The sequence below is a fragment of the Enterobacter cloacae complex sp. IR53030 genome (assembly GCF_049238365.1).
GTDB classification, from domain to species: domain Bacteria; phylum Pseudomonadota; class Gammaproteobacteria; order Enterobacterales; family Enterobacteriaceae; genus Enterobacter; species Enterobacter kobei.
Window position 1 is genome coordinate 107,523 of the sequence record NZ_JBMKHA010000008.1, and the last position, 21,019, is coordinate 128,541.

Sequence of the window (21,019 nt, forward strand, 5' to 3'; positions counted from 1 at the left end):
ATAGACTCACGATAAAACGATATTTTTTATTCTCCTTCCGCTGTGGCGTAATCATGAAAAATGAATTTATCCGGAGAAGACCATGCCACGCCCGCTCAATCAAACTGATACCGATTTAAATGCCGAAAATCTGCTGCGCCTGCCCGCCGAGTTTGGTTGCCCGGTATGGGTCTACGACGCGCAGATCGTTCGCGAGAAGATCGCGGCCCTGCATCAGTTTGACGTGGTGCGTTTTGCCCAGAAGGCCTGCTCCAATATTCACATCCTGCGCCTGATGCGTGAGCAGGGGGTCAAGGTTGACTCTGTCTCGCTGGGTGAAATCGAACGTGCGCTGGCGGCCGGATTTGATCCGAAAACCGATCCAGACGCGATTGTCTTTACTGCGGATCTGATTGACGATGCCACGCTGGCGCGCGTGCATGAACTGCAGGTGCCGGTAAATGCCGGTTCGGTGGATATGCTGGAGCAGCTGGGTCAGGTTTCACCAGGTCATCGCGTCTGGCTGCGTGTGAATCCGGGTTTCGGTCACGGTCATAGCCAAAAAACGAACACCGGCGGCGAAAACAGCAAGCACGGCATCTGGTATGCCGACATGCCAGCCGCGCTTGACGTGTTGCAGCGTTACAACCTGAAGCTGGTGGGTATTCACATGCACATTGGCTCTGGCGTGGATTACGGCCATCTGGAGCAGGTTTGCGGAGCGATGGTGCGCCAGGTTGTCGATTTTGGCCAGGATCTTGAGGCGATCTCCGCCGGGGGCGGGCTTTCCATTCCTTACCGCGAAGGAGAGGAGGCGATCGACACCGATCACTATTACGGCCTGTGGAGCGCCGCGCGTGACCAAATCGCCGCCCATCTCGGTCATGCCGTGAAGCTGGAAATTGAGCCGGGTCGTTTCCTGGTGGCCGAAGCCGGTGTGCTGGTGGCGCAGGTACGCAGCGTCAAAGAGATGGGCTCCCGCCACTTCGTATTGATTGACGCGGGCTTTAACGACCTGATGCGTCCATCGATGTACGGCAGCTATCATCACATTACCGCGCTGGCCGCTGATGGCCGCGATTTAACGCATGCGCCGCGCCGCGAGACGGTTGTCGCAGGCCCGCTGTGTGAATCGGGGGACGTATTCACTCAGCAGGAAGGTGGAAAAGTGGAAACCCGCGCGCTGCCAGAGGTGAAGCCGGGCGATTACCTGGTGCTGCACGACACCGGGGCGTACGGGGCGTCGATGTCCTCGAACTACAACAGCCGCCCGCTGCTGCCGGAAGTACTGTTTGATAACGGCAAAGCGCAGTTGATCCGTCGTCGTCAGACCATTCAGGAACTGCTGGCTTTAGAACTCATCTGAGTAAAGTACGGCCCAGTGGTGACCGAATCGCGTAATACCAGCGTGCCGGTAAACGGCGGGATCGCATCGACCGGCTGGTTTTTTGCCAGCCGGATCGCCTGATCGATAGCCGTAATAATCATGTTATCTATCGGCAGATAAACCGATGAAAGCGCAGGCTCCAGCCACTTCGCGCTTGGGGCATCGTCAAAACCGAACAGGGAGATATCCTGCGGGATCTTGAGTCCTGCCTGGTGCAACGCTTTGGACGCACCCAGTGCCATATCATCGTTACAGGCAAACAGGGCGCTAAACGGCACGCCGTCGGCAATCAGCTCCTTGCACAGCTCATAGCCTCTCGTCATTCCGGCATCACCGTACTTAATTCGACGCTCGTCCAGGCGAATACCGTGCTTTTCCAGCGCTTTGCGATAGCCCATCAGCCGCGCTTTACCCGTGGGCGTGTGGATCGGGACGGTAATACAGGCGATCTCCCGATGGCCCTGATTGATCAGGTAATCCACAGCTTTAAATGCGGCATCCTGCTGTTCGAAGAACACGCAGCGATCCGGAGCCTGACTGACTTCACGGTTGATGACCACCAGCGGCGTTTGCACGGTATTCATCAGTTTGATGATCGCTTTTTCGCTCATATAGCGCGTGTAAAGCACGATGGCATCACACTGACGATCGGCCAGCATTTGCACTGCCTGTTCTTCCTGTTCCGGCGCGTCGTGACCGTCGGTGACGATCAGCTGTTTGCCGTGGGTTTCGGTCTGCCGCGACGCCTGCTGCAGAAGGCGCCCAAAATAAAAGCCGTCGAAGGTGGAGACGACCAGACCAATGCTGTTGCTGGTCTGGTTAGCCAGTGAGCGCGCGAGAAAGTTGGGGCGGTAGCCCAGCTCTTCCATCGCAGCAAAGACCTGCTGACGCGTACTCTCTTTAACCTGACCCGTGCCGTTCAGCACGCGCGAGACGGTAGCCTTCGACACGCCCGCACGCATTGAGACATCCAGCATTGTTGCCATTCTACATTCCTGCTTCCACGTAATGCCCTGCAGTTTAACACAGACCTGACGGCGTATAAGCGATGCGGGAAGGGCAAAACTTCTGCCACGATCACGCTTTTTGGTAACGATTCGCCAGGCCCCTCAGAAGTAAAACGTAATAGTCTGACTCTGGTAAAATAATCGACAGACCGGGCTGTAGGCGTCAGGCTAGCCCATTAATAAGAACACCCAGGTGAAACGTGAAAAAGAGTGTCATCCTCCCGCTTTATGAAGCCCCGCAGTATGCGGAGCAGGTTACCGACTGGATATGGCAGGCGTTTGGCGAGGGGCTCCCACGGGCATTTTTCCACAGCATCGTTGAGCACAGCCAGGCGCCGGGGGCACTGCCGTTGACGTTTATCGCTTTAGAAGACCAACAGCTTCTCGGCACGGTGGGCCTCTGGCGCTGCGATTTGATTACCCGACAGGATCTCTGTCCGTGGCTGGCGGCGCTCTACGTTGATGAGGCGGCGCGCGGTAAGGGACTGGCAGGTAAGTTACAGCAACACGTTATCGCCTTTGCCGCACAGGCCGGATACGACGAACTCCATCTCTGGTCTGCCTGCCGTGACTTCTATGAACGTTACGGCTGGCGGTACATTGGCGATGGGCTGGAGTATCCCGATAAAACGGTACATCTGTACCGTTATTCGCTTTGCGCTTCAGCAGGCGACGCAACGGAGTGACGGCGCACTAAGGTTGGGCTGAAGAGATTGGTAATTTCCGGTGGCTGGCGTTGCTCGGCCAGTGCTAACGCCAGCTCGGCAGCCTGTGTGGCCATCGTGATGATAGGGTAACGCACGGTGGTCAGGCGCGGGCGCACATAGCGAGAGACCAGCACATCATCAAAGCCAATCAGCGAGATTTCTGCCGGGACCTCAATCCCGTTATCATTCAATACCCCCATTGCGCCAGCGGCCATCGAGTCGTTATAGCTTGCCACTGCCGTGAAGTTCCGTCCGCGGCCCAGCAGTTCCGTCATAGCCTGTTCGCCACCGCTCTCATCCGGTTCACCATAGGCCACCAGACGGTCATTACAGGGCAGACCGTTTTCGCGCAGGGCATCGTAGTAGCCCTGAAGACGATCTTCTGCGTCAGAAATAGGGTGGTTGGAACAAAGATAGCCAATCCGCGTATGTCCCTGTTGAATCAGATGACGGGTCGCAAGCCAGGCGCCGTAGCGGTCGTCGAGAGCCACGCAGCGTTTTTCAAATCTAGGAATAATGCGGTTGATGATGACCATGCCGGGCATCTGCTTCATCAGGTGGATCAGTTCGGCATCCGGGATCATTTTGGCGTGAACCACCAGCGCTGCGCAGCGGTGGCGGATCAGCTGTTCGATCGCCTGGCGCTCTTTTTGCTCATTATGATAGCCATTGCCGATCAGTAAAAAGTTACCCGTCTGATAAGAGACCTGTTCAACCGCCTTCACCATGGCGCCGAAAAAGGGGTCGGAGACATCACCCACCACCAGACCAATGGTTTCAGTGGACTGCTGGGCGAGCGCGCGAGCATTGGCGTTGGGGTGGTAGTTCAGGGTTTCCATGGCGCTTTGTACCGCCTGGCGTGATGCGTCGCTGGCTTTGGGGGAATCATTAATCACGCGGGAGACGGTGGCAACCGAAACACCGGCCAGACGAGCCACATCCTTTATTGTCGCCATTTATAACCTTCTTATTAGGGGTAAGCGTTTACACACCAAATAGTGTTGCGGAAAAGTGGCGTGCATTCAAGGGGCACCGATTTCCCCTCACTACAAACGTGACGCAGAACACCCCTGATCGTGTAATCGTTACACGCGCAGTCATGTCAGAAGACGGTGAATCTGAACCTTTGGTTACACTTTGCCTCAGGCTGTTGCGATTGTCCGGTGGCGATGACGTTAAAGAGGTTGATAGAGTCGAGATCCCAGAGGTATTGATAGGTGGAATCAACTCCGGTTGATTAACACGACTTACACCAGCCTGCGTTTTTACGCAGGTTTTTTTTTGCCTGATAGTTCAACCTGTAACAGCAAAAGAGAATATTCACACCTGGTTGCACTTCGGCTCATTCCCTTGCGTTTTCCTGCTGGCGAAGCGCAGGGGCAACGGCCACAATCAAGATCCCAGAGGTATTGATTGGTGAGAATTCTTAGTACGTTTTCGTACTCATCTCTTGCACCAACCTGCGCGGATGCGCAGGTTTTTTTTTGCCTCCACTTTTGCTGTCGCTCCCATAGCACTTCTCGTGTAATCTGCCACCATTTACTGTCAACCCTCCACACTGTCTGGCAAAGGGAGTTGAGATGCTATTTGGGTTCTTCCGTACACTTTTCCGTATTCTTTTTCGCATCCGCGTCACTGGCGATGCCCAGGCGCTTCGCGGCGAACGCGTTCTCATCACACCAAATCATGTTTCCTTTATCGATGGCATCCTGCTGGCGCTGTTTTTGCCCGTGCGTCCGGTGTTTGCGGTGTATACCTCCATCAGCCAGCAGTGGTATATGCGCTGGCTCACGCCGCTGATTGACTTCGTGCCGCTCGACCCCACCAAACCGATGATGATTAAACATCTGGTACGTCTGGTTGAGCAGGGGCGTCCGGTGGTCATTTTCCCGGAAGGGCGCATTTCAGTGACCGGCTCGCTAATGAAAATCTATGACGGCGCGGGATTTGTCGCGGCGAAGTCAAAAGCGACCGTGGTGCCACTGCGTATCGAAGGCGCAGAGCTGAGCCACTTCAGCCGCCTGAAAGGGCTGGTGAAGCAGCGTCTGTTCCCAAAAATTACCCTGCATATTCTGCCGCCAACGTCGTTACCGATGCCCGATGCACCGCGTGCCCGCGATCGCCGTAAAATTGCCGGAGAAATGCTGCACCAGATTATGATGGAAGCGCGAATGGCCGTTCGTCCGCGCGAAACGCTGTATGAATCTCTGCTTTCGGCACAGTATCGCTATGGTGCCAGGAAAAACTGTATTGAAGACATCAATTTCACGCCTGACACATATCGCAAACTGCTGACCAAGACCCTGTTTGTGGGCCGCATTCTTGAAAAATACAGTAAGAAGGGTGAAAAGATTGGCCTGATGCTGCCTAACGCGGGCATCAGCGCAGCGGTGATTTTTGGTGCGGTGTCCCGCGGCCGTATTCCGGCAATGATGAACTACACGGCGGGTGTAAAAGGGCTGACCAGTGCCATCACTGCGGCCCAAATCAACACCGTTTTTACCTCTCGCCAGTTCCTGGATAAAGGCAAGCTGTGGCATCTGCCGGAGCAGCTGACTCAGGTTCGCTGGGTCTTCCTGGAAGATCTGAAGGCGGACGTGACGACGGGCGACAAGCTGTGGATTTTCGCTCACCTGCTGATGCCCCATCTGGCACAGGTTAAACAGCAGCCGGAAGATGACGCGATTATCCTCTTTACCTCCGGTTCGGAAGGCAACCCGAAAGGCGTCGTCCACAGCCACAAGAGTATTCTCGCGAACGTTGAACAGATCAAAAGCATTGCTGACTTTACCGCCAGTGACCGTTTTATGTCTGCGCTGCCGCTGTTCCACTCCTTTGGTCTGACGGTGGGGCTGTTTACGCCGCTGCTGACCGGCGCAGAAGTGTTCCTCTATCCCAGCCCGCTGCATTACCGCATTGTGCCGGAGCTGGTGTATGACCGTAACTGCACCGTCCTGTTTGGGACCTCAACCTTCCTGGGCAACTATGCGCGTTTCGCTAATCCATATGATTTCTATCGTGTGCGTTATGTGGTGGCGGGGGCGGAAAAACTGCAGGAGAGCACGCGTCAGATCTGGCAGGACAAGTTTGGCCTGCGCATTCTTGAAGGCTATGGCGTTACGGAGTGCGCACCCGTCGTCTCCATCAACGTGCCGATGGCGGCGAAGCCGGGTACGGTTGGCCGAATTCTGCCGGGAATGGATGCGCGTCTGCTGGCGGTACCGGGCATTGAAGACGGTGGCCGCCTGCAGCTGAAAGGACCAAACGTGATGAACGGTTACCTGCGCGTGGAAAACCCGGGCGTGCTGGAAGCGCCAACGGCGGAAAACGTGAACGGTGAGGTCGAAACCGGCTGGTACGACACCGGTGATATCGTTCGCTTCGACGAGCAGGGCTTTGTGCAGATTCAGGGGCGCGCAAAACGCTTCGCCAAAATCGCCGGTGAAATGGTCTCTCTGGAGATGGTTGAACAGCTGGCGACGGCGGTGTCCGCGGATAAGATGCACGCGACCGTGGTGAAGAGTGATGCCAGCAAAGGCGAGGCGCTGGTCCTGTTTACCACCGACAGTGAGCTGAAGCGCGACAGGTTACTTAGCCATGCGCGTGAGCATGGCATTCCCGAGCTGGCGGTACCGCGCGATATTCGTTACCTGAAACACCTTCCGGTACTGGGTAGCGGTAAGCCTGACTTTGTGACCCTGAAAGGCATGGTTGAAGAGGCGGAACAGCAAAATGCGTGAGTCAGTGCACACTAACACATCGCTTAGGTCTAAAGGCATGATGGCAGTGATTGCCGCGCAGTTTCTCTCTGCGTTCGGCGATAACGCGCTGTTGTTTGCCACCCTGGCGCTGCTGAAGGCCGAGTTTTACCCTGACTGGAGCCAGCCGATCCTGCAGATGGTGTTTGTGGGCGCTTACATTATCTTCGCGCCGTTTGTAGGGCAGGTGGCGGACAGTTTCCCCAAAGGCCGGGTGATGATGTTTGCCAACGGTCTGAAGCTGCTGGGGGCTGCCAGCATTTGCTTTGGTTTCAATCCGTTTATTGGCTACACGCTGGTGGGCATTGGTGCTGCCGCCTACTCACCGGCGAAATATGGCATCCTCGGAGAGCTGACCACGGGTGATAAGCTGGTGAAAGCCAACGGCCTGATGGAGTCGTCTACTATCGCCGCTATCCTGCTCGGCTCCGTCGCGGGCGGTGTTCTGGCCGACTGGCATGTCCTGGCGGCGCTGGGCGTCTGTGCGGTGGTGTATGGCGGTGCGGTCGTGGCTAACCTGTTTATTCCGAAGCTGCCGGTAGCCCGTCCAGGACAATCCTGGCGCTTCAAACCGATGACCGGCAGTTTCTTTAATGCCTGCCGCGTGCTCTGGCGTAACGGTGAAACACGTTTCTCTCTGATGGGCACTAGTATGTTCTGGGGCGCAGGCGTCACGCTGCGCTTCCTGCTGGTGCTGTGGGTGCCGGTGGCGCTGGGCATTACCGACAATGCGACGCCGACCTATCTTAACGCGATGGTGGCGATTGGCATTGTTGTTGGTGCGGGCGCGGCGGCGAAGCTGGTGACGCTCGAAACGGTGGCACGCTGCATGCCTGCGGGGATCCTGATTGGCGTCGTGGTGCTCCTTTTCTCGCTACAGCATGCGTTATTGCCTGCTTATGCTCTGCTGATCCTGATTGGTATTCTGGGTGGTTTCTTCGTGGTACCGCTCAACGCGTTACTGCAGGAGCGCGGCAAGCAGACTGTTGGGGCGGGGAATGCCATTGCGGTGCAAAATCTGGGTGAAAACCTGGCGATGCTGTTAATGCTGGGGCTCTACTCGCTGGCGGTGAAAGTCGGTGTGCCAGTGGTGGGAATTGGCGTCGGGTTTGGTGCGCTGTTTGCGCTGGCGATTGCCGCATTGTGGCTTTGGCAGCGTCGCCGTTGATTTATGCGGTCTGATGCCCTCACCCCGGCCCTCTCCGACGGGAGAGGGTGCGAACACTAAAAACGGCAACGTGCGTTGCCGTTTTGCATTTATTACGGTGCAGGATACGTATAAACCTGATGCACCGCTTCAATCTCCGCTAATACCTCTTCACTCAGGTCCAGATGGAAACTCTCAATATTGGTTTTCAGCTGTTCCAGTGTGGTTGCCCCCAGCAGAGTACTGGCCACAAACGGCTGACGGCGCACGAAGGCCAGCGCCATCTGTGCGGGGTCAAGACCGTGACGCTTTGCGATATCCACATAGGCCGCAACGGCTTTCTGTGTCTGCTCGCCGCTGTAGCGGGTAAAGCGGCTAAAGAGGGTATTACGCGCCCCGGCCGGTTTTGCGCCGTTCAGGTATTTCCCCGTCAGCGTGCCAAAACCGAGGCAGGAATAGGCGAGCAGTTCCACCTCTTCATATTGTGTCACTTCCGCCAGGCCAACTTCGTAGCTGCGGTTAAGCAGGCTGTAGGGGTTTTGAATGGTGACGATGCGCGGCAGATCGTGTTTATCCGCCAGGTGCAGATAGCGCATCACGCCAAAGGCCGTTTCGTTAGACACGCCAATGTAGCGGATTTTCCCCGCGCGCTGGCATTCGGTCAGCGCTTCCAGCGTTTCCAGCAGCGTAACGGCGGGAGCGCTCTCATTCCAGCTGTAGCCAAGCTTACCGAAACAGTTGGTTGGACGCTGTGGCCAGTGGACCTGGTACAGATCAAGATAGTCGGTTTGCAGGCGCTTCAGGCTGGCATCCAGCGCGGCGCGGATATTTTTGCGATCGAGGATTTGGTTTGGGCGGATCCCGGCATCGTTATTGCGCGAGGGGCCGCTGACTTTCGAGGCGATAACCAGCTTTTCACGGTTGCCGCGTTTTGCCAGCCAGTTACCGACGTAGGTTTCGGTAAGTCCCTGGGTTTCAGGGCGTGGCGGCACAGGGTACATCTCTGCGACATCAATCAGGTTAATGCCCTGGCTGACGGCATAATCGAGTTGTGCATGGGCATCGGCTTCGCTGTTTTGTTCACCAAATGTCATCGTGCCCAACCCCAGTTGACTTATCTCCAGAGCGCTGTAGGGGATACGGTGATAATGCATAGCCGGCTTCCTTCAATAGACATGTAGACCGCGTCAGGAACCTCCCGACAAAGGAATATAAACATGGCAGAGGGGAAGCAAAAGGGGAAGAAAAAAATCAAAAAGGCCAGTACGCTACTGACCTCTGACTGTTATCGCTCAATAATTTGCGAAACTTCGTCGCGATTGATCTGCATTTTATTGCCTGCCTGGTCGTGGTAGCTGACCAGACCGGTATCGTCGTCGACTTCGGGTTTGCCGTCGGTCAGGATCATCCGGCCATCTTTTGTCGCCATAACGTAATCGCTGCTACAGCCCGATACAGCAAACGCCAACCCGACTGCTGAAATTAACACCGCCCATTTTTTCATCATTATCGTCCTCATCTGGCTCGTATCAAATCATAGTGTAGTATTAACCCGTTATGAAAACAGGGAAAAGCAGTAAAATCTTAAAAACCAGGCGATTATGTTTGTTAGCTCGCAAAATAAGTAAAAAACTATGTTTTTAGTAAGAAATGACGAGCAAGCAGTGCGCCGGTGAAATTCTTTTTGAGATAAAAACCGCGCGGCAACGTCAGTATCGGCTCGCCCATTGCGCCGATCGCCTCGGTCAGCGCTTTGCTGTTAGCCGCCTTTGGGCGCAGCTGTAACACTTCTCCGTGTCGGGCGGTGATGCGCTCCACCTGCCCGAGCACGATCATGTCCATCAGCTCTTCCCAGTCCAGACGCAGCTGATGCTCTTCCTCTTCATCCGGGCTCCAGAGCAGCGGCGCGCCAACGCGACGCTCAGCCAGTGGGATCTGACGTTCACCTTCAACCGGAACCCACAGCACGCGCTTCAGCTTATGGCGCACGTGGCTGGTCTCCCACGTCACGCCGGTGTTACCGGTCAAAGGCGCAACGCAGACAAACGTCGTCTCCAGAGGCTTGCCCTGGCTGTCGATGGGAATGGTTTTTAACTCTACGCCAAGGGCAGCAAAATCTTGCTCTGGTTTGCTCCCGGCGCTGGCACCCAGCCACAGTTCCAGCAGCATGCCGATCCAGCCTTTATCTCGTTTCAGATCCTTCGGGATCGGAAGCCCTGCCATCGCCGCCAGTTCGCCCAGCGAGAAACCCGCCAGACGCTGAGCCTGCTGCAGCAACTGACGCTCGCTTGACGGCGGTGTGAGCAAGGGGGTAAGCGGATGCATGAAGGTAACCTTTTGATTAAAAAATAAACGAAGAAATTGTCCCTTGTGGATAGAGTTTAACTTTTTCTGTACCAATATTCCATGTCTATGATTTATAGGTTTTTTTATCGAAAATTTAGCACCAGATCTGAAACGTAAAATGGGTTGTTCAAATCTGGTCACTGACAATAAACAGGATCTTACACCATGTTATCCACAGAAAAGTGGGATAACTGGGCATAACCCTGACTACTGTTTCAATTTACAGCCTTGACGTGCGACGAAAATCCAAATTTCAGACAAATTGTGTTTAACTTATTGGCACAATCTGTGGATAAAACCGACGCTGTTCGATCTTTCATCAGCACGATGATCCCTGGTGTGATGATCGTCACGCTATTCTCTTTTTTGTTGATGGTTTCATGCTTAACTATATGAAAATAATAATTTTATATAATTTCATTAAAAGAGGGAGCCTGACGGTGATTCAGGTTGTTCATGGGTAATCAGACACTTCTTCACAACTATATCCACAGAAAAGGTGAATAAAATTCCCTTCGCAACTGCACTTCTGTTTATAACTCTGCCCTTATTTGTGAGTTATTCAAATGTTATTAGGTTGCAGGCCTGTAAGAGAGTGGTTTACCGCCTCCCTGTAGTGTGAAACAATCATTCATATATAAGGTTTAGATTGGGGTAGTCCGGTGATTGATGACGATGGCTACCGCCCGAACGTAGGAATAGTAATTTGTAATCGTCAGGGCCAGGTCATGTGGGCAAGGCGATATGGTCAGCACTCCTGGCAGTTCCCGCAAGGTGGGATCAATCCGGGAGAGTCCCCAGAACAAGCGATGTACCGGGAGCTTTTTGAAGAGGTCGGTTTAAGCCGTAAAGATGTTCGCATCCTGGCGTCGACCCGCAACTGGTTGCGTTACAAGTTACCGAAACGTTTGGTGCGTTGGGACACAAAGCCGGTTTGTATCGGCCAGAAACAGAAGTGGTTTCTTCTGCAGTTGGTGGGCAACGATTCAGACATCAATATGCAAACCAGCAGTACGCCGGAGTTCGATGGCTGGCGCTGGGTAAGCTATTGGTATCCTGTTCGTCAGGTCGTGTCATTTAAACGCGATGTTTACCGTAGGGTGATGAAAGAGTTTGCAAGTGTGGTTATGCAGCTTCAGGAGATCCCGCCTAAGCCGCAAAGCGCACCTGCCTGGCGACGTAAAAGAGGTTAAGCTACGCAAATCATGCTCACCCGCTTGCGAGAAATAGTCGAGAAGGTGGCCAGTGCTCCGCGTCTGAACGAGGCGTTGAATATTCTGGTTACTGACATCTGTCTTGCGATGGAGACCGAGGTCTGTTCGGTGTATCTGGCCGACCACGATCGGCGCTGCTATTACCTGATGGCGACCCGTGGTTTGAAAAAACCACGGGGACGAACCGTAACGCTCGCATTCGATGAAGGGATTGTCGGTCTGGTTGGACGGCTGGCGGAACCCATCAACCTTGCCGATGCGCAAAAACACCCCAGTTTTAAATACATTCCTTCCGTAAAAGAAGAGCGCTTCCGCGCTTTCCTTGGTGTGCCAATTATCCAGCGTCGTCAGCTGCTCGGCGTTCTGGTCGTCCAGCAGCGTGAGCTGCGTCAGTACGATGAAAGCGAAGAGTCATTCCTCGTTACGCTTGCCACACAGATGGCGGCGATCCTCTCACAGTCTCAGCTTGCTGCGCTTTTTGGTCAGTATCGTCATACGCGTATCCGTGCTCTTCCGGCCTCGCCAGGCGTGGCGATTGCTGAAGGCTGGATGGACGCCACGCTGCCGTTAATGGAGCAGGTGTACGAAGCCTCCACGCTTGATGAAGCGCTGGAGCGCGAGCGTCTTACCGCCGCCCTGGAAGAGGCGGCGAATGAATTTCGTCGCTACAGCAAACGCTTTGCGGCGGGTGCGCAAAAAGAGACGGCGGCTATCTTTGACCTCTATTCGCACCTGCTCTCAGACGCGCGTTTGCGTCGTGAGCTTTTTGCCGAGGTGGATAAAGGTTCGGTAGCAGAATGGGCCGTTAAAAAGGTTATCGAAAAGTTTGCTGAACAGTTTGCAGTATTAACTGACGGTTATCTGAAGGAGCGCGCCGGAGATTTACGCGCGCTGGGCCAACGTCTGCTGTTCCATCTGGATGACACCATTCAAGGGCCAAATGCCTGGCCAAAACGGTTTGTCCTGGTTGCCGATGAACTCTCGGCAACCACGCTGGCTGAACTGCCTCAGGACCGGCTGGCCGGCGTCGTGGTGCGCGATGGTGCCGCCAACTCACATGCCGCCATTATGGTACGTGCGCTGGGTATTCCTACCGTTATGGGGGCGGATATCCAGCCGTCGGTACTGCACCGACGCACGCTGGTGGTTGATGGTTACCGCGGTGAACTGCTGGTCGATCCTGAGCCGGTTCTGCTTCAGGAATATCAGCGTCTCATCAGCGAAGAGAATGAATTAAGCAAGCTGGCGGAAGATGACGTTAACCTGCCTGCGCAACTCAAAAGCGGAGAGCGGATCAAAGTCATGCTCAACGCGGGCTTAAGCCCGGAACACGAGGAGAAGCTTGGCAGCCGCATCGACGGCATCGGTTTATACCGCACTGAAATCCCGTTTATGCTGCAAAGTGGTTTCCCCTCCGAAGAGGAGCAGGTGGCGCAGTATCAGGGCATGTTGCAGATGTTTAACGACAAGCCCGTCACCCTGCGTACCCTGGACGTCGGGGCGGATAAACAGCTGCCGTATATGCCGATCAGCGAAGAGAACCCATGCCTGGGCTGGCGCGGGATCCGTATTACGCTCGATCAGCCGGAGATCTTTCTGATCCAGGTGCGCGCCATGCTGCGCGCCAACGCGGCGACGGGGAATCTCAGCATCTTACTGCCGATGGTGACCAGTATTGATGAGATCGACGAAGCGCGGCGCCTGATTGAACGTGCTGGCCGGGAAGTGGAAGAGATGATTGGCTATGCGATCCCTAAACCACGGATCGGTGTCATGCTCGAAGTGCCGTCGATGGTCTTTATGTTGCCGCAGCTGGCTAACCGCGTTGATTTTATCTCTGTCGGTACGAACGACCTGACGCAATATATTCTGGCCGTAGATCGTAACAACACCCGCGTCGCCAGTATCTACGACAGTCTGCATCCGGCGATCATTCGCGCGTTAGCGATGATTGCCCGTGAGGCGGAGCAGTACGGCATTGATTTACGCCTGTGCGGCGAAATGGCCGGGGATTCAATGTGCGTCGCGATCCTGATTGGTCTGGGGTATCGCCACCTGTCGATGAACGGCCGTGCCGTCGCACGCGTGAAGTATTTGTTGCGACATATCGACATCAATGATGCTCGCGAGCTGGCTGAGCGCAGTCTTGAAGCGCAGCTGTCCGCGGAGGTACGGCACCAGGTGGCGGCGTTTATGGAACGACGCGGTATGGGTGGCCTGATTCGCGGCGGCCGCTAATCCTCTTACTCCCTCTCCCTGTGGTGAGAGGGCACCAGTGCGGATAAAACCCTATACACATCTTTTACATCTCTGGCGCATCCTCCACGCCCGCCTTATGCTATGATTCGCAACTTTGGAGCCTCTGCTTAAGGCAGAATCGCATTTCTACCGCTGTCCACTTTCAGCGGAATAACAACATCTTGTGGTGACAGATGAACAGTGGTTATCTGCATTTTCCGGAATTTGATCCGGTCATTTTCTCATTAGGACCTGTTTCGCTTCACTGGTACGGTTTGATGTACCTGGTGGGCTTCATTTTTGCCATGTGGCTTGCTGGTCGTCGCGCCAGCCGTCCTGGCAGCGGCTGGACCAAAAACGAAGTGGAAAATCTGCTGTACGCGGGCTTCCTCGGCGTGTTCCTCGGTGGCCGTATTGGGTATGTGCTGTTCTATAACCTCCCGGTATTCCTGAACGATCCCCTCTACCTGTTCCGCGTCTGGGACGGCGGCATGTCCTTCCACGGCGGCCTGATTGGGGTGATCCTGGTGATGGTGATTTTTGCCAAACGCACCAAACGCAACTTCTTCCAGGTATCAGATTTTATCGCACCACTGATCCCATTTGGGCTGGGGGCTGGCCGTCTGGGCAACTTTATCAACGGTGAGCTGTGGGGGCGTGTTGACCCGAGCGTCTCTTTCACCATGCTGTTCCCCGGCTCGCGTGCAGAAGACATGGCGTTGCTGCCGTCGCATCCAGAGTGGCAATCCATTTTCGATACCTACGGCGTGCTGCCGCGTCATATGTCCCAGCTTTATGAGCTGGCGCTGGAAGGCGTCGTGCTGTTCATCATCCTGAACCTGTTTATTCGCAAACCGCGCCCGATGGGGTCTGTCTCCGGCCTGTTCCTGATTGGCTACGGCGCGTTCCGCATCATTGTTGAATTCTTCCGCCAGCCGGATGCACAGTTCACCGGTGAATGGGTACAGTACATCAGCATGGGACAGATCCTCTCCATTCCGATGATTGTCGCGGGTGCCATTATGATGATTTGGGCGTATCGTCGTCGTCCACAGCAACAACTTTCCTGAGGAACCATGAAACAGTATCTTGAATTGATGAAAAAAGTGCTCGATGAGGGCACGCCGAAAAACGACCGTACCGGCACCGGTACGCTCTCCATTTTTGGCCACCAGATGCGCTTCAATTTACAGGAAGGCTTCCCTCTGGTGACGACCAAGCGCTGCCATCTGCGCTCGATCATTCATGAACTGCTCTGGTTCCTGCAAGGCGATACCAACGTTGCATATCTGCACGAAAACAACGTCTCCATCTGGGACGAATGGGCAGATGAAAACGGCAACCTGGGCCCGGTTTACGGCAAGCAGTGGCGCGCATGGCCAACGCCTGATGGCCGCCATATTGACCAGATCACCACCGTGATGAACCAGCTTAAAAACGATCCGGACTCGCGCCGAATCATTGTTTCCGCCTGGAACGTGGGCGAGCTGGACAAAATGGCGCTGGCTCCGTGCCACGCGTTCTTCCAGTTCTACGTCGCTGACGGAAAGCTCTCCTGCCAGCTCTACCAGCGTTCCTGTGACGTGTTCCTCGGCCTGCCGTTTAACATTGCCAGCTATGCGCTGTTAGTCCATATGATGGCGCAGCAGTGTGACCTGGAAGTGGGGGATTTTGTCTGGACCGGTGGGGACACCCATCTCTACAGCAACCATATGGAGCAGACCCATCTCCAGCTGACCCGCGAACCGCGCGCGCTGCCGAAGCTCATCATCAAGCGCAAACCGGCGTCAATCTTTGACTACCGCTTCGATGATTTTGAGATTGAGGGCTACGACCCGCACCCTGGCATCAAAGCGCCCGTCGCTATCTGATGCGGTAAAGCGTGACACAACCGGTGCTATTTAGCGCCGGTTTTTTTTCGTCTTTATCCCGTTTCCCGAGGCGTTATCCAGAAAGCGTGCAACGCGCTGCAACTCGCTTAATCCCCTGGATAACGCCTCGTAAAACGTTAATTCGCTGCTCGCCACTTTATCGGCGCATCGCCACACTCCCCGTATGAAAAAAGAGAACGGTTTTACGCTTATCGAAACGCTGGTGGCTGTGTCGCTGGTCGTCATTCTCAGTGCCTCAGGCCTGTACGGCTGGAGCAGTTGGCAGGGGCAGCAGCGGCTGTGGCAAACCGCCAGCCAGGTGCGCGACTACCTGGTGTTTCTGCGCAACCATGCTAACCGGTACAACCGCGAGCACCGCATTACCTTGCAGCAGGTGGGGGAAAGGGCATGCCTGGTGAGTTCTGCCGTAAAAGGCTGTGAGCAGGGCAGCCCCTTTGCACTGATTCCACTCTGGCCAGAAGTCGCGGTCAGCGAGGTAACGCCGTCACTCGGGTTCTATGGATTGAGGGATACGGCATGGGCAGGTCGGATAAGAGTGCAAAGCCGTGCAGGAGAATGGCTGATTATTGTCTCAGATGGAGGGCGCATCAGGATGTGTCAGGTCTCGCAGGGGGGGCAATGTTGAAGCGTCAGCAGGGATTTTCCCTTACTGAAGTTCTGATTGCTACGGCCATCAGCAGCCTGTTATTGATCGGCGCATCGCGCTTTTTACCCGGTTTGCAGCGAGCGGTGTTACTGCAATCCGGCCAGCGAGAACAGGAAGAGGAGGTCTGGCAGAGACTGTTTTCCCTCGGCAAACAGCTCCAGCGGGCAGGCTACTGTGCGGGTAACTGCCAGGGACAAGGGTTGTTAACGGGCAGGCAAGGTAGCTGTGTCATTGTGCGATGGGATGCCAACAGTAACGGCAGCTGGGATAACAGTGCATCAGAAAACGACAGCACCGGTTTTCGTCTGGAGTCGGGTGCACTGGAAACCCTGCGTGGTGCAACCTCGTGTGAAGGCAAAGGATGGGAAAAGCTCACGGATCCGGACAGGCTGGTGATCACGCACTTTATGGTGAGAAAAGTTGAACACGCCAGGTTTGCGCCTGAGTTCACTATCGAACTGGCCGCTATCCGCAAGGGCGAGCAGGGGAAGCCTTATCAGGCGGTGTATACGGTCACGGGGTACAACTTGTGAACCGTCAACGTGGAATGTCTTCCCTTGCGCTGGTTCTGCTTTTACTGGTGCTTGGTACCCTGATCCTCACCGGTCTCAACCAGCAACTCACTACGTTTAGTGCGCTCGTTGGCGGAGAAAGCCGTTCATTTCAGCAGCAGGCCGCGGTGCAATCTGCGCTTGAGTGGGGACGCGTTCAGCGTTGGTCATCGGAGCCTCTGGCGCAGTGCAAACAGGCATCAGCGTGGCGAGTGTGTTTACGGCGGCTGAGTGAGACGAGTGTGCTGCTGATTGCCGGAGGCAATGACCTGCTGCTCTGGCGCTCAGGAGAGATAATCGACGGTAAAATTCACTTTTCACCCCACGGCTGGAGTGATTTTTGTCCCCTTAAGGAGCGCGCGTTATGCCAGCTACCGTAAACAAAGAGAAAGGATTTAGCATGGTTGAGGTTCTGCTGGCGATGATGCTGCTGGTGATGATCGTAACCGCACTGGCCGGTTATCACAGGGCACTGGCGGCGCGGTTTACCCTGTTTAACCAGTACCGCCAGCTCTGGCATTATGCCTGGAACCAGGCTCAGCTCTCAACGACTGCGCTGCCCGCAGGCTGGCAGGTGAGTCGGGTGCAGACAACGCACTCAGGATGTGTCAGCATCACGGTTACACTTTTTTCGCCTCTGGGGCGGCGCGGTGAGATAACGCGTCTGCATTGCCCTGTTAGCCAGTAGTCGGGAGCGTCTATGTTAAGGGTCTACCACTCAAATCGTCTGGATGTGCTGGAAGCGCTGATGGAATTTATCGTTGAGCGCGAGCGGCTGGACGACCCTTTTGAGCCTGAAATGGTGCTGGTGCAAAGCACCGGTATGGCGCAGTGGCTGCAAATGTCGCTTTCCCGTAAATTTGGCATTGCCGCGAACATTGATTTTCCGCTGCCGGCGAGCTTTATCTGGGAAATGTTTGTTCGCGTATTGCCAGACATTCCCGAGCAGAGCGCCTTCAACAAGCAGAGCATGAGCTGGAAGCTGATGGCGCTGCTGCCGGAAATGCTGCAGCACGATGAATTCGCCATGCTGCGCCACTATCTCAATGACGATACCGATAAGCGCAAGCTGTTCCAGCTGGCGTCCCGTACCGCCGATCTCTACGACCAATATCTGGTTTACCGTGCTGACTGGTTAATTCGCTGGGAAGCGGGTGAGCGGGTTGAAGGGCTACCGGAGGCGCAAATCTGGCAGGCGCCGCTGTGGAAAGCGCTGGTTGAGCATACGGAGAAACTGGGCCAGCCTAAGTGGCACCGTGCCAATTTGTACGATCGGTTTATCTCGATACTCGAAAATGCGTCGGAGCGCCCGGCCCGTCTGCCGTCACGCGTCTTTATCTGTGGGATATCCGCATTACCCCCTGTCTATCTGAAGGCGCTGAATGCGCTGGGTAAACATATTGATATTCATATTTTGTTTACCAACCCCTGCCGGCACTATTGGGGGGATATCCTCGATGAACGCTGGCTTTCACGACTGGTAACCCGCCAAAGAAAGCGCCTTTTTGAAGAGCGATCCGTCCCTTTGTTTAAAGACGGCTCCACCGCCGCGCAGCTTTTCGATGAAGACGGTATTCAGAACCTGCCCAATCCGCTGCTTGCCTCATGGGGGAAGCTGGGACGTGATTACATTCACATGCTCTCTGATATCACTTCATCGGGTGAAGGCGATGTGGATGCTTTTGTCGAGATCGCCCCGGATAACCTGCTGCATAACATTCAGCTCGATATTCTTGATCTGGAAAACCGTGCCGTTATGGGCGTGACGGCGAAAGAGTTTGAACGCAGCGACAGCAAGCGTCAGCTGGACGCTGACGATCGTAGTATCACGATCCATGTGTGCCATAGCCCGCAGCGTGAGGTCGAAGTGCTTCACGACCAGTTGCTGGCGATGCTGCAGGACGATCCCGAACTCACGCCGCGTGACATCGTGGTGATGGTGGCAGACATCGATAGCTACAGCCCCTTTATTCAGGCTGTTTTCGGCAGTGCGACAGGGGAGCGATACTTGCCTTACGCTATCTCTGACCGTCGCGCTCGTCAGTCGCATCCCGCCTTGCAGGCCTTTGTTACCCTGCTTTCACTGCCGGATAGCCGCTTCATCTCGGAAGATGTCCTGGCGTTACTGGATGTTCCCGTGCTGGCCGCACGCTTCAACATCAATGAGGAAGGGCTGCGCTACCTTCGCCAGTGGGTGAATGAATCTGGCGTGCGCTGGGGGATTGATGACGACAACGTCCAGGAGTTCGAGCTTCCTCCGACCGGGCAACATACCTGGCGGTTTGGCCTGACGCGTATGCTGCTGGGCTACGCCATGGAAAGCAGCCAGGGCGAGTGGAATGAGGTGCTGCCATACGATGAGTCCAGCGGTTTGATTGCTGAACTGGTGGGGCATTTAGCGTCTCTGCTGATGCAGCTTAACCGCTGGCGTCGTGAGTTAATGCAGCCGCGTCCGCTTGAAGAGTGGCTTCCGGTTTGCAGGGCGTTGCTCAATGATTTCTTCCTGCCAGACAGTGACACCGAAGCGGCGATGGCGCTCATTGAAACGCAGTGGCAGGCTATCGTCGACGAGGGCGTGAATTCCCACTATCACGCGGCGATTCCATTGTCGCTGCTGAGGGACGAATTGACGCAGCGTCTTGACCAGGAGCGAATCAGTCAGCGTTTCCTGGCGGGCCCAATCAATATCTGCACGCTGATGCCAATGCGTTCAATCCCCTTTAAGGTGGTCTGTTTGCTCGGCATGAATGACGGCGTTTATCCTCGCGCCCTGGCGCCGCTGGGGTTCGATTTAATGAGCGCAAATCCAAAGCGGGGTGACCGTAGTCGTCGTGATGATGACCGCTATCTTTTCCTCGAAGCGCTCATCTCTGCCCAGAGTAAGCTCTATATCAGCTATATCGGCCGCTCCATTCAGGATAACAGCGAGCGCTTCCCCTCCGTTCTGGTGCAGGAGTTAGTGGATTATATCGGCCAGAGCCACTATCTGGCGGGTGATGAAGCCCTTAACTGTGATGAAAGCGAACAGCGGGTCAAAGCGCATATCACCTGTGTCCACAGCCGTATGCCGTTTGACCCGATGAACTACGTTGTTAGCGAACAGCAGAGCTATGCCCGCGAGTGGCTACCGGCGGCGAAAAAGGAGGGGAGAGCACATACGGATTTCATTCAGACACTTGACCCGCTGCCCATTAACACCCTGACTTTTGAACAGCTTCAACGCTTTTGGGCGCATCCTGTTCGCGCCTTCTTCCAGCAACGATTGCAGGTCAACTTCCGTTCTGAAGAGAGCGAAATTCCGGATGCAGAACCTTTTACGCTGGAAGGGCTGGAGCGCTATCAGTTAAATCTGCAACTGCTGAATGCACTGGTTGACGAGGAAGATGCCGACAAGCTTTATCGCCGCTATCGTGCGGCAGGGCAACTGCCTTATGGCGCGTTTGGGGAGATCGTCTGGGAGGCGCAATGCCAGGAGATGAACGCTCTGGCGGAGCGCGTAAGGGAGCAGCGTCAGCCCGGACAAAGTTTTGAAATCGATCTCAGCTGCAATGGCATCCAGCTCACCGGCTGGCTCACTCAGGTTCAGCCTGATGGGCTGCTGCGCTGGCGGCCTTCACTGCTCAGCGTTTCACAGGGATTGCAACTCTGGCTGGAACATCTTGTCTACAGTGCGTTGGGCCATATAGGCGAAAGCCGGATTTTCGTGCGCAAAGAGGGCGAGTGGCGCTTTCCGCCAATGGAGGCAGAGCAGGCGTTTCGCTACCTCTCTTTGTACATTGAAGGCTATCTCCAGGGAATGAACAAACCTCTGCTGTTATTGCCTGAAAGTGGTGGTGCGTGGATAAAAGCCTGTTACGACGCACAGAATGATGCGATGTTAACGGATGAGGCTTCTCTGCAGAAAGCGCGCAGTAAATTTATACAGGCCTATGAAGGGAACATGATGGTGCGCGGCGAGGGGGAAGATGTCTGGTACCAGCGCCTATGGCGCACGCTCGAACCAGAGTACTTTGAGGCTATCACGGAAGAGGCAAAGCGCTACCTGTTACCGTTGTTTAAATTTAATCAGTCCTGAGTGCTGTATAAAAATTGCGCAGCATGGGGTGTTCATTTATGATGCACTTCTTATCACGGACTGATGTACCCC

General features: G+C 55.1%; 18 protein-coding genes and 1 pseudogene. 13 read left to right on the forward strand and 6 right to left on the reverse strand.

Annotated elements, in window-relative coordinates:
* The first annotated feature begins 82 nt into the window (after nucleotides 1-82).
* Nucleotides 83-1,345 carry a diaminopimelate decarboxylase gene (lysA, locus tag ACOTXR_RS10790; protein ID WP_014885092.1) on the forward strand — a complete coding sequence of 421 codons (1,263 nt, stop codon included), beginning with the start codon at nucleotides 83-85 and terminating at the stop codon, nucleotides 1,343-1,345.
* Here the strand turns inward: lysA and ACOTXR_RS10795 are convergent.
* A complete protein-coding gene (locus tag ACOTXR_RS10795) occupies nucleotides 1,315-2,352 on the reverse strand; it encodes a LacI family DNA-binding transcriptional regulator (RefSeq protein WP_058690172.1) in 1,038 nt (345 codons plus the stop codon). The genes lysA and ACOTXR_RS10795 overlap by 31 nt on opposite strands.
* Before the next feature lie 221 nt (nucleotides 2,353-2,573).
* Here ACOTXR_RS10795 and ACOTXR_RS10800 point away from each other — a divergent pair, with 221 nt between their 5' ends.
* Nucleotides 2,574-3,059 (forward strand): GNAT family N-acetyltransferase, encoded by a 486-nt coding sequence (locus tag ACOTXR_RS10800; RefSeq protein ID WP_058690173.1) that lies wholly within the window; start codon nucleotides 2,574-2,576, stop codon nucleotides 3,057-3,059.
* On the opposite strand, the gene galR is transcribed toward ACOTXR_RS10800, so the two are convergent.
* Nucleotides 3,020-4,036 carry an HTH-type transcriptional regulator GalR gene (galR, locus tag ACOTXR_RS10805; protein WP_058690174.1) on the reverse strand — a complete coding sequence of 339 codons (1,017 nt, stop codon included), beginning with the start codon at nucleotides 4,034-4,036 and terminating at the stop codon, nucleotides 3,020-3,022. The two genes, ACOTXR_RS10800 and galR, sit on opposite strands and share 40 nt — an antisense overlap.
* Nucleotides 4,037-4,660: 624 nt before the next feature.
* Here galR and aas point away from each other — a divergent pair.
* Both aas and lplT read left to right on the forward strand, forming a co-directional pair.
* A complete protein-coding gene (gene aas, locus ACOTXR_RS10810; protein ID WP_023331223.1) occupies nucleotides 4,661-6,820 on the forward strand; it encodes a bifunctional acyl-ACP--phospholipid O-acyltransferase/long-chain-fatty-acid--ACP ligase in 2,160 nt (719 codons plus the stop codon).
* Nucleotides 6,813-8,006: a lysophospholipid transporter LplT gene (lplT, locus tag ACOTXR_RS10815; protein ID WP_047343440.1), complete on the forward strand. Its 1,194-nt coding sequence runs from the start codon at nucleotides 6,813-6,815 to the stop codon at nucleotides 8,004-8,006. The genes aas and lplT overlap by 8 nt, the downstream gene beginning before the upstream one ends.
* Nucleotides 8,007-8,098: 92 nt before the next feature.
* On the opposite strand, the gene ACOTXR_RS10820 is transcribed toward lplT, so the two are convergent.
* The 4 genes and pseudogenes from ACOTXR_RS10820 to ACOTXR_RS10835 all read right to left on the reverse strand — a co-directional run.
* Nucleotides 8,099-9,139: an NADP(H)-dependent aldo-keto reductase gene (locus tag ACOTXR_RS10820; RefSeq protein WP_058690175.1), complete on the reverse strand. Its 1,041-nt coding sequence runs from the start codon at nucleotides 9,137-9,139 to the stop codon at nucleotides 8,099-8,101.
* Between the two features lie 131 nt (nucleotides 9,140-9,270).
* Nucleotides 9,271-9,489 carry a YgdI/YgdR family lipoprotein gene (locus tag ACOTXR_RS10825; protein ID WP_014885085.1) on the reverse strand — a complete coding sequence of 73 codons (219 nt, stop codon included), beginning with the start codon at nucleotides 9,487-9,489 and terminating at the stop codon, nucleotides 9,271-9,273.
* A gap of 128 nt (nucleotides 9,490-9,617) precedes the next feature.
* A complete protein-coding gene (gene mutH / locus ACOTXR_RS10830) occupies nucleotides 9,618-10,310 on the reverse strand; it encodes a DNA mismatch repair endonuclease MutH (protein ID WP_014885084.1) in 693 nt (230 codons plus the stop codon).
* Nucleotides 10,311-10,464: 154 nt separating this feature from the next.
* Nucleotides 10,465-10,530: pseudogene (locus ACOTXR_RS10835) on the reverse strand (hypothetical protein); the annotation flags it as partial.
* Nucleotides 10,531-10,993: 463 nt separating this feature from the next.
* Between ACOTXR_RS10835 and rppH the strand changes: the two are divergent.
* From rppH to recC, 9 genes are all read left to right on the forward strand, one after another.
* Entirely contained in the window at nucleotides 10,994-11,524 is a 531-nt protein-coding gene (gene rppH, locus ACOTXR_RS10840; protein WP_013098553.1) for an RNA pyrophosphohydrolase, read from the forward strand.
* Between the two features lie 12 nt (nucleotides 11,525-11,536).
* Nucleotides 11,537-13,783, forward strand: coding sequence for a phosphoenolpyruvate--protein phosphotransferase (gene ptsP / locus ACOTXR_RS10845; protein ID WP_014885083.1), 2,247 nt, complete (start codon nucleotides 11,537-11,539; stop codon nucleotides 13,781-13,783).
* 194 nt (nucleotides 13,784-13,977) lie between these two features.
* Entirely contained in the window at nucleotides 13,978-14,853 is an 876-nt protein-coding gene (gene lgt, locus ACOTXR_RS10850) for a prolipoprotein diacylglyceryl transferase (RefSeq protein WP_032635654.1), read from the forward strand.
* Between the two features lie 6 nt (nucleotides 14,854-14,859).
* Nucleotides 14,860-15,654: a thymidylate synthase gene (thyA, locus tag ACOTXR_RS10855; RefSeq protein WP_014885081.1), complete on the forward strand. Its 795-nt coding sequence runs from the start codon at nucleotides 14,860-14,862 to the stop codon at nucleotides 15,652-15,654.
* A gap of 184 nt (nucleotides 15,655-15,838) precedes the next feature.
* Nucleotides 15,839-16,300 (forward strand): prepilin peptidase-dependent protein, encoded by a 462-nt coding sequence (locus tag ACOTXR_RS10860; RefSeq protein WP_023331219.1) that lies wholly within the window; start codon nucleotides 15,839-15,841, stop codon nucleotides 16,298-16,300.
* On the forward strand, nucleotides 16,294-16,854 hold the full coding sequence (locus ACOTXR_RS10865; RefSeq protein ID WP_023331218.1) for a prepilin peptidase-dependent protein: 561 nt from the start codon (nucleotides 16,294-16,296) through the stop codon (nucleotides 16,852-16,854). The genes ACOTXR_RS10860 and ACOTXR_RS10865 overlap by 7 nt, the downstream gene beginning before the upstream one ends.
* Entirely contained in the window at nucleotides 16,851-17,252 is a 402-nt protein-coding gene (locus ACOTXR_RS10870; RefSeq protein WP_032629471.1) for a DUF2509 family protein, read from the forward strand. The genes ACOTXR_RS10865 and ACOTXR_RS10870 overlap by 4 nt, the downstream gene beginning before the upstream one ends.
* Entirely contained in the window at nucleotides 17,237-17,560 is a 324-nt protein-coding gene (locus ACOTXR_RS10875; protein WP_023331216.1) for a prepilin-type N-terminal cleavage/methylation domain-containing protein, read from the forward strand. The genes ACOTXR_RS10870 and ACOTXR_RS10875 overlap by 16 nt, the downstream gene beginning before the upstream one ends.
* A gap of 12 nt (nucleotides 17,561-17,572) precedes the next feature.
* On the forward strand, nucleotides 17,573-20,947 hold the full coding sequence (gene recC / locus ACOTXR_RS10880; protein ID WP_200923701.1) for an exodeoxyribonuclease V subunit gamma: 3,375 nt from the start codon (nucleotides 17,573-17,575) through the stop codon (nucleotides 20,945-20,947).
* Nucleotides 20,948-21,019: the final 72 nt, after the last annotated feature.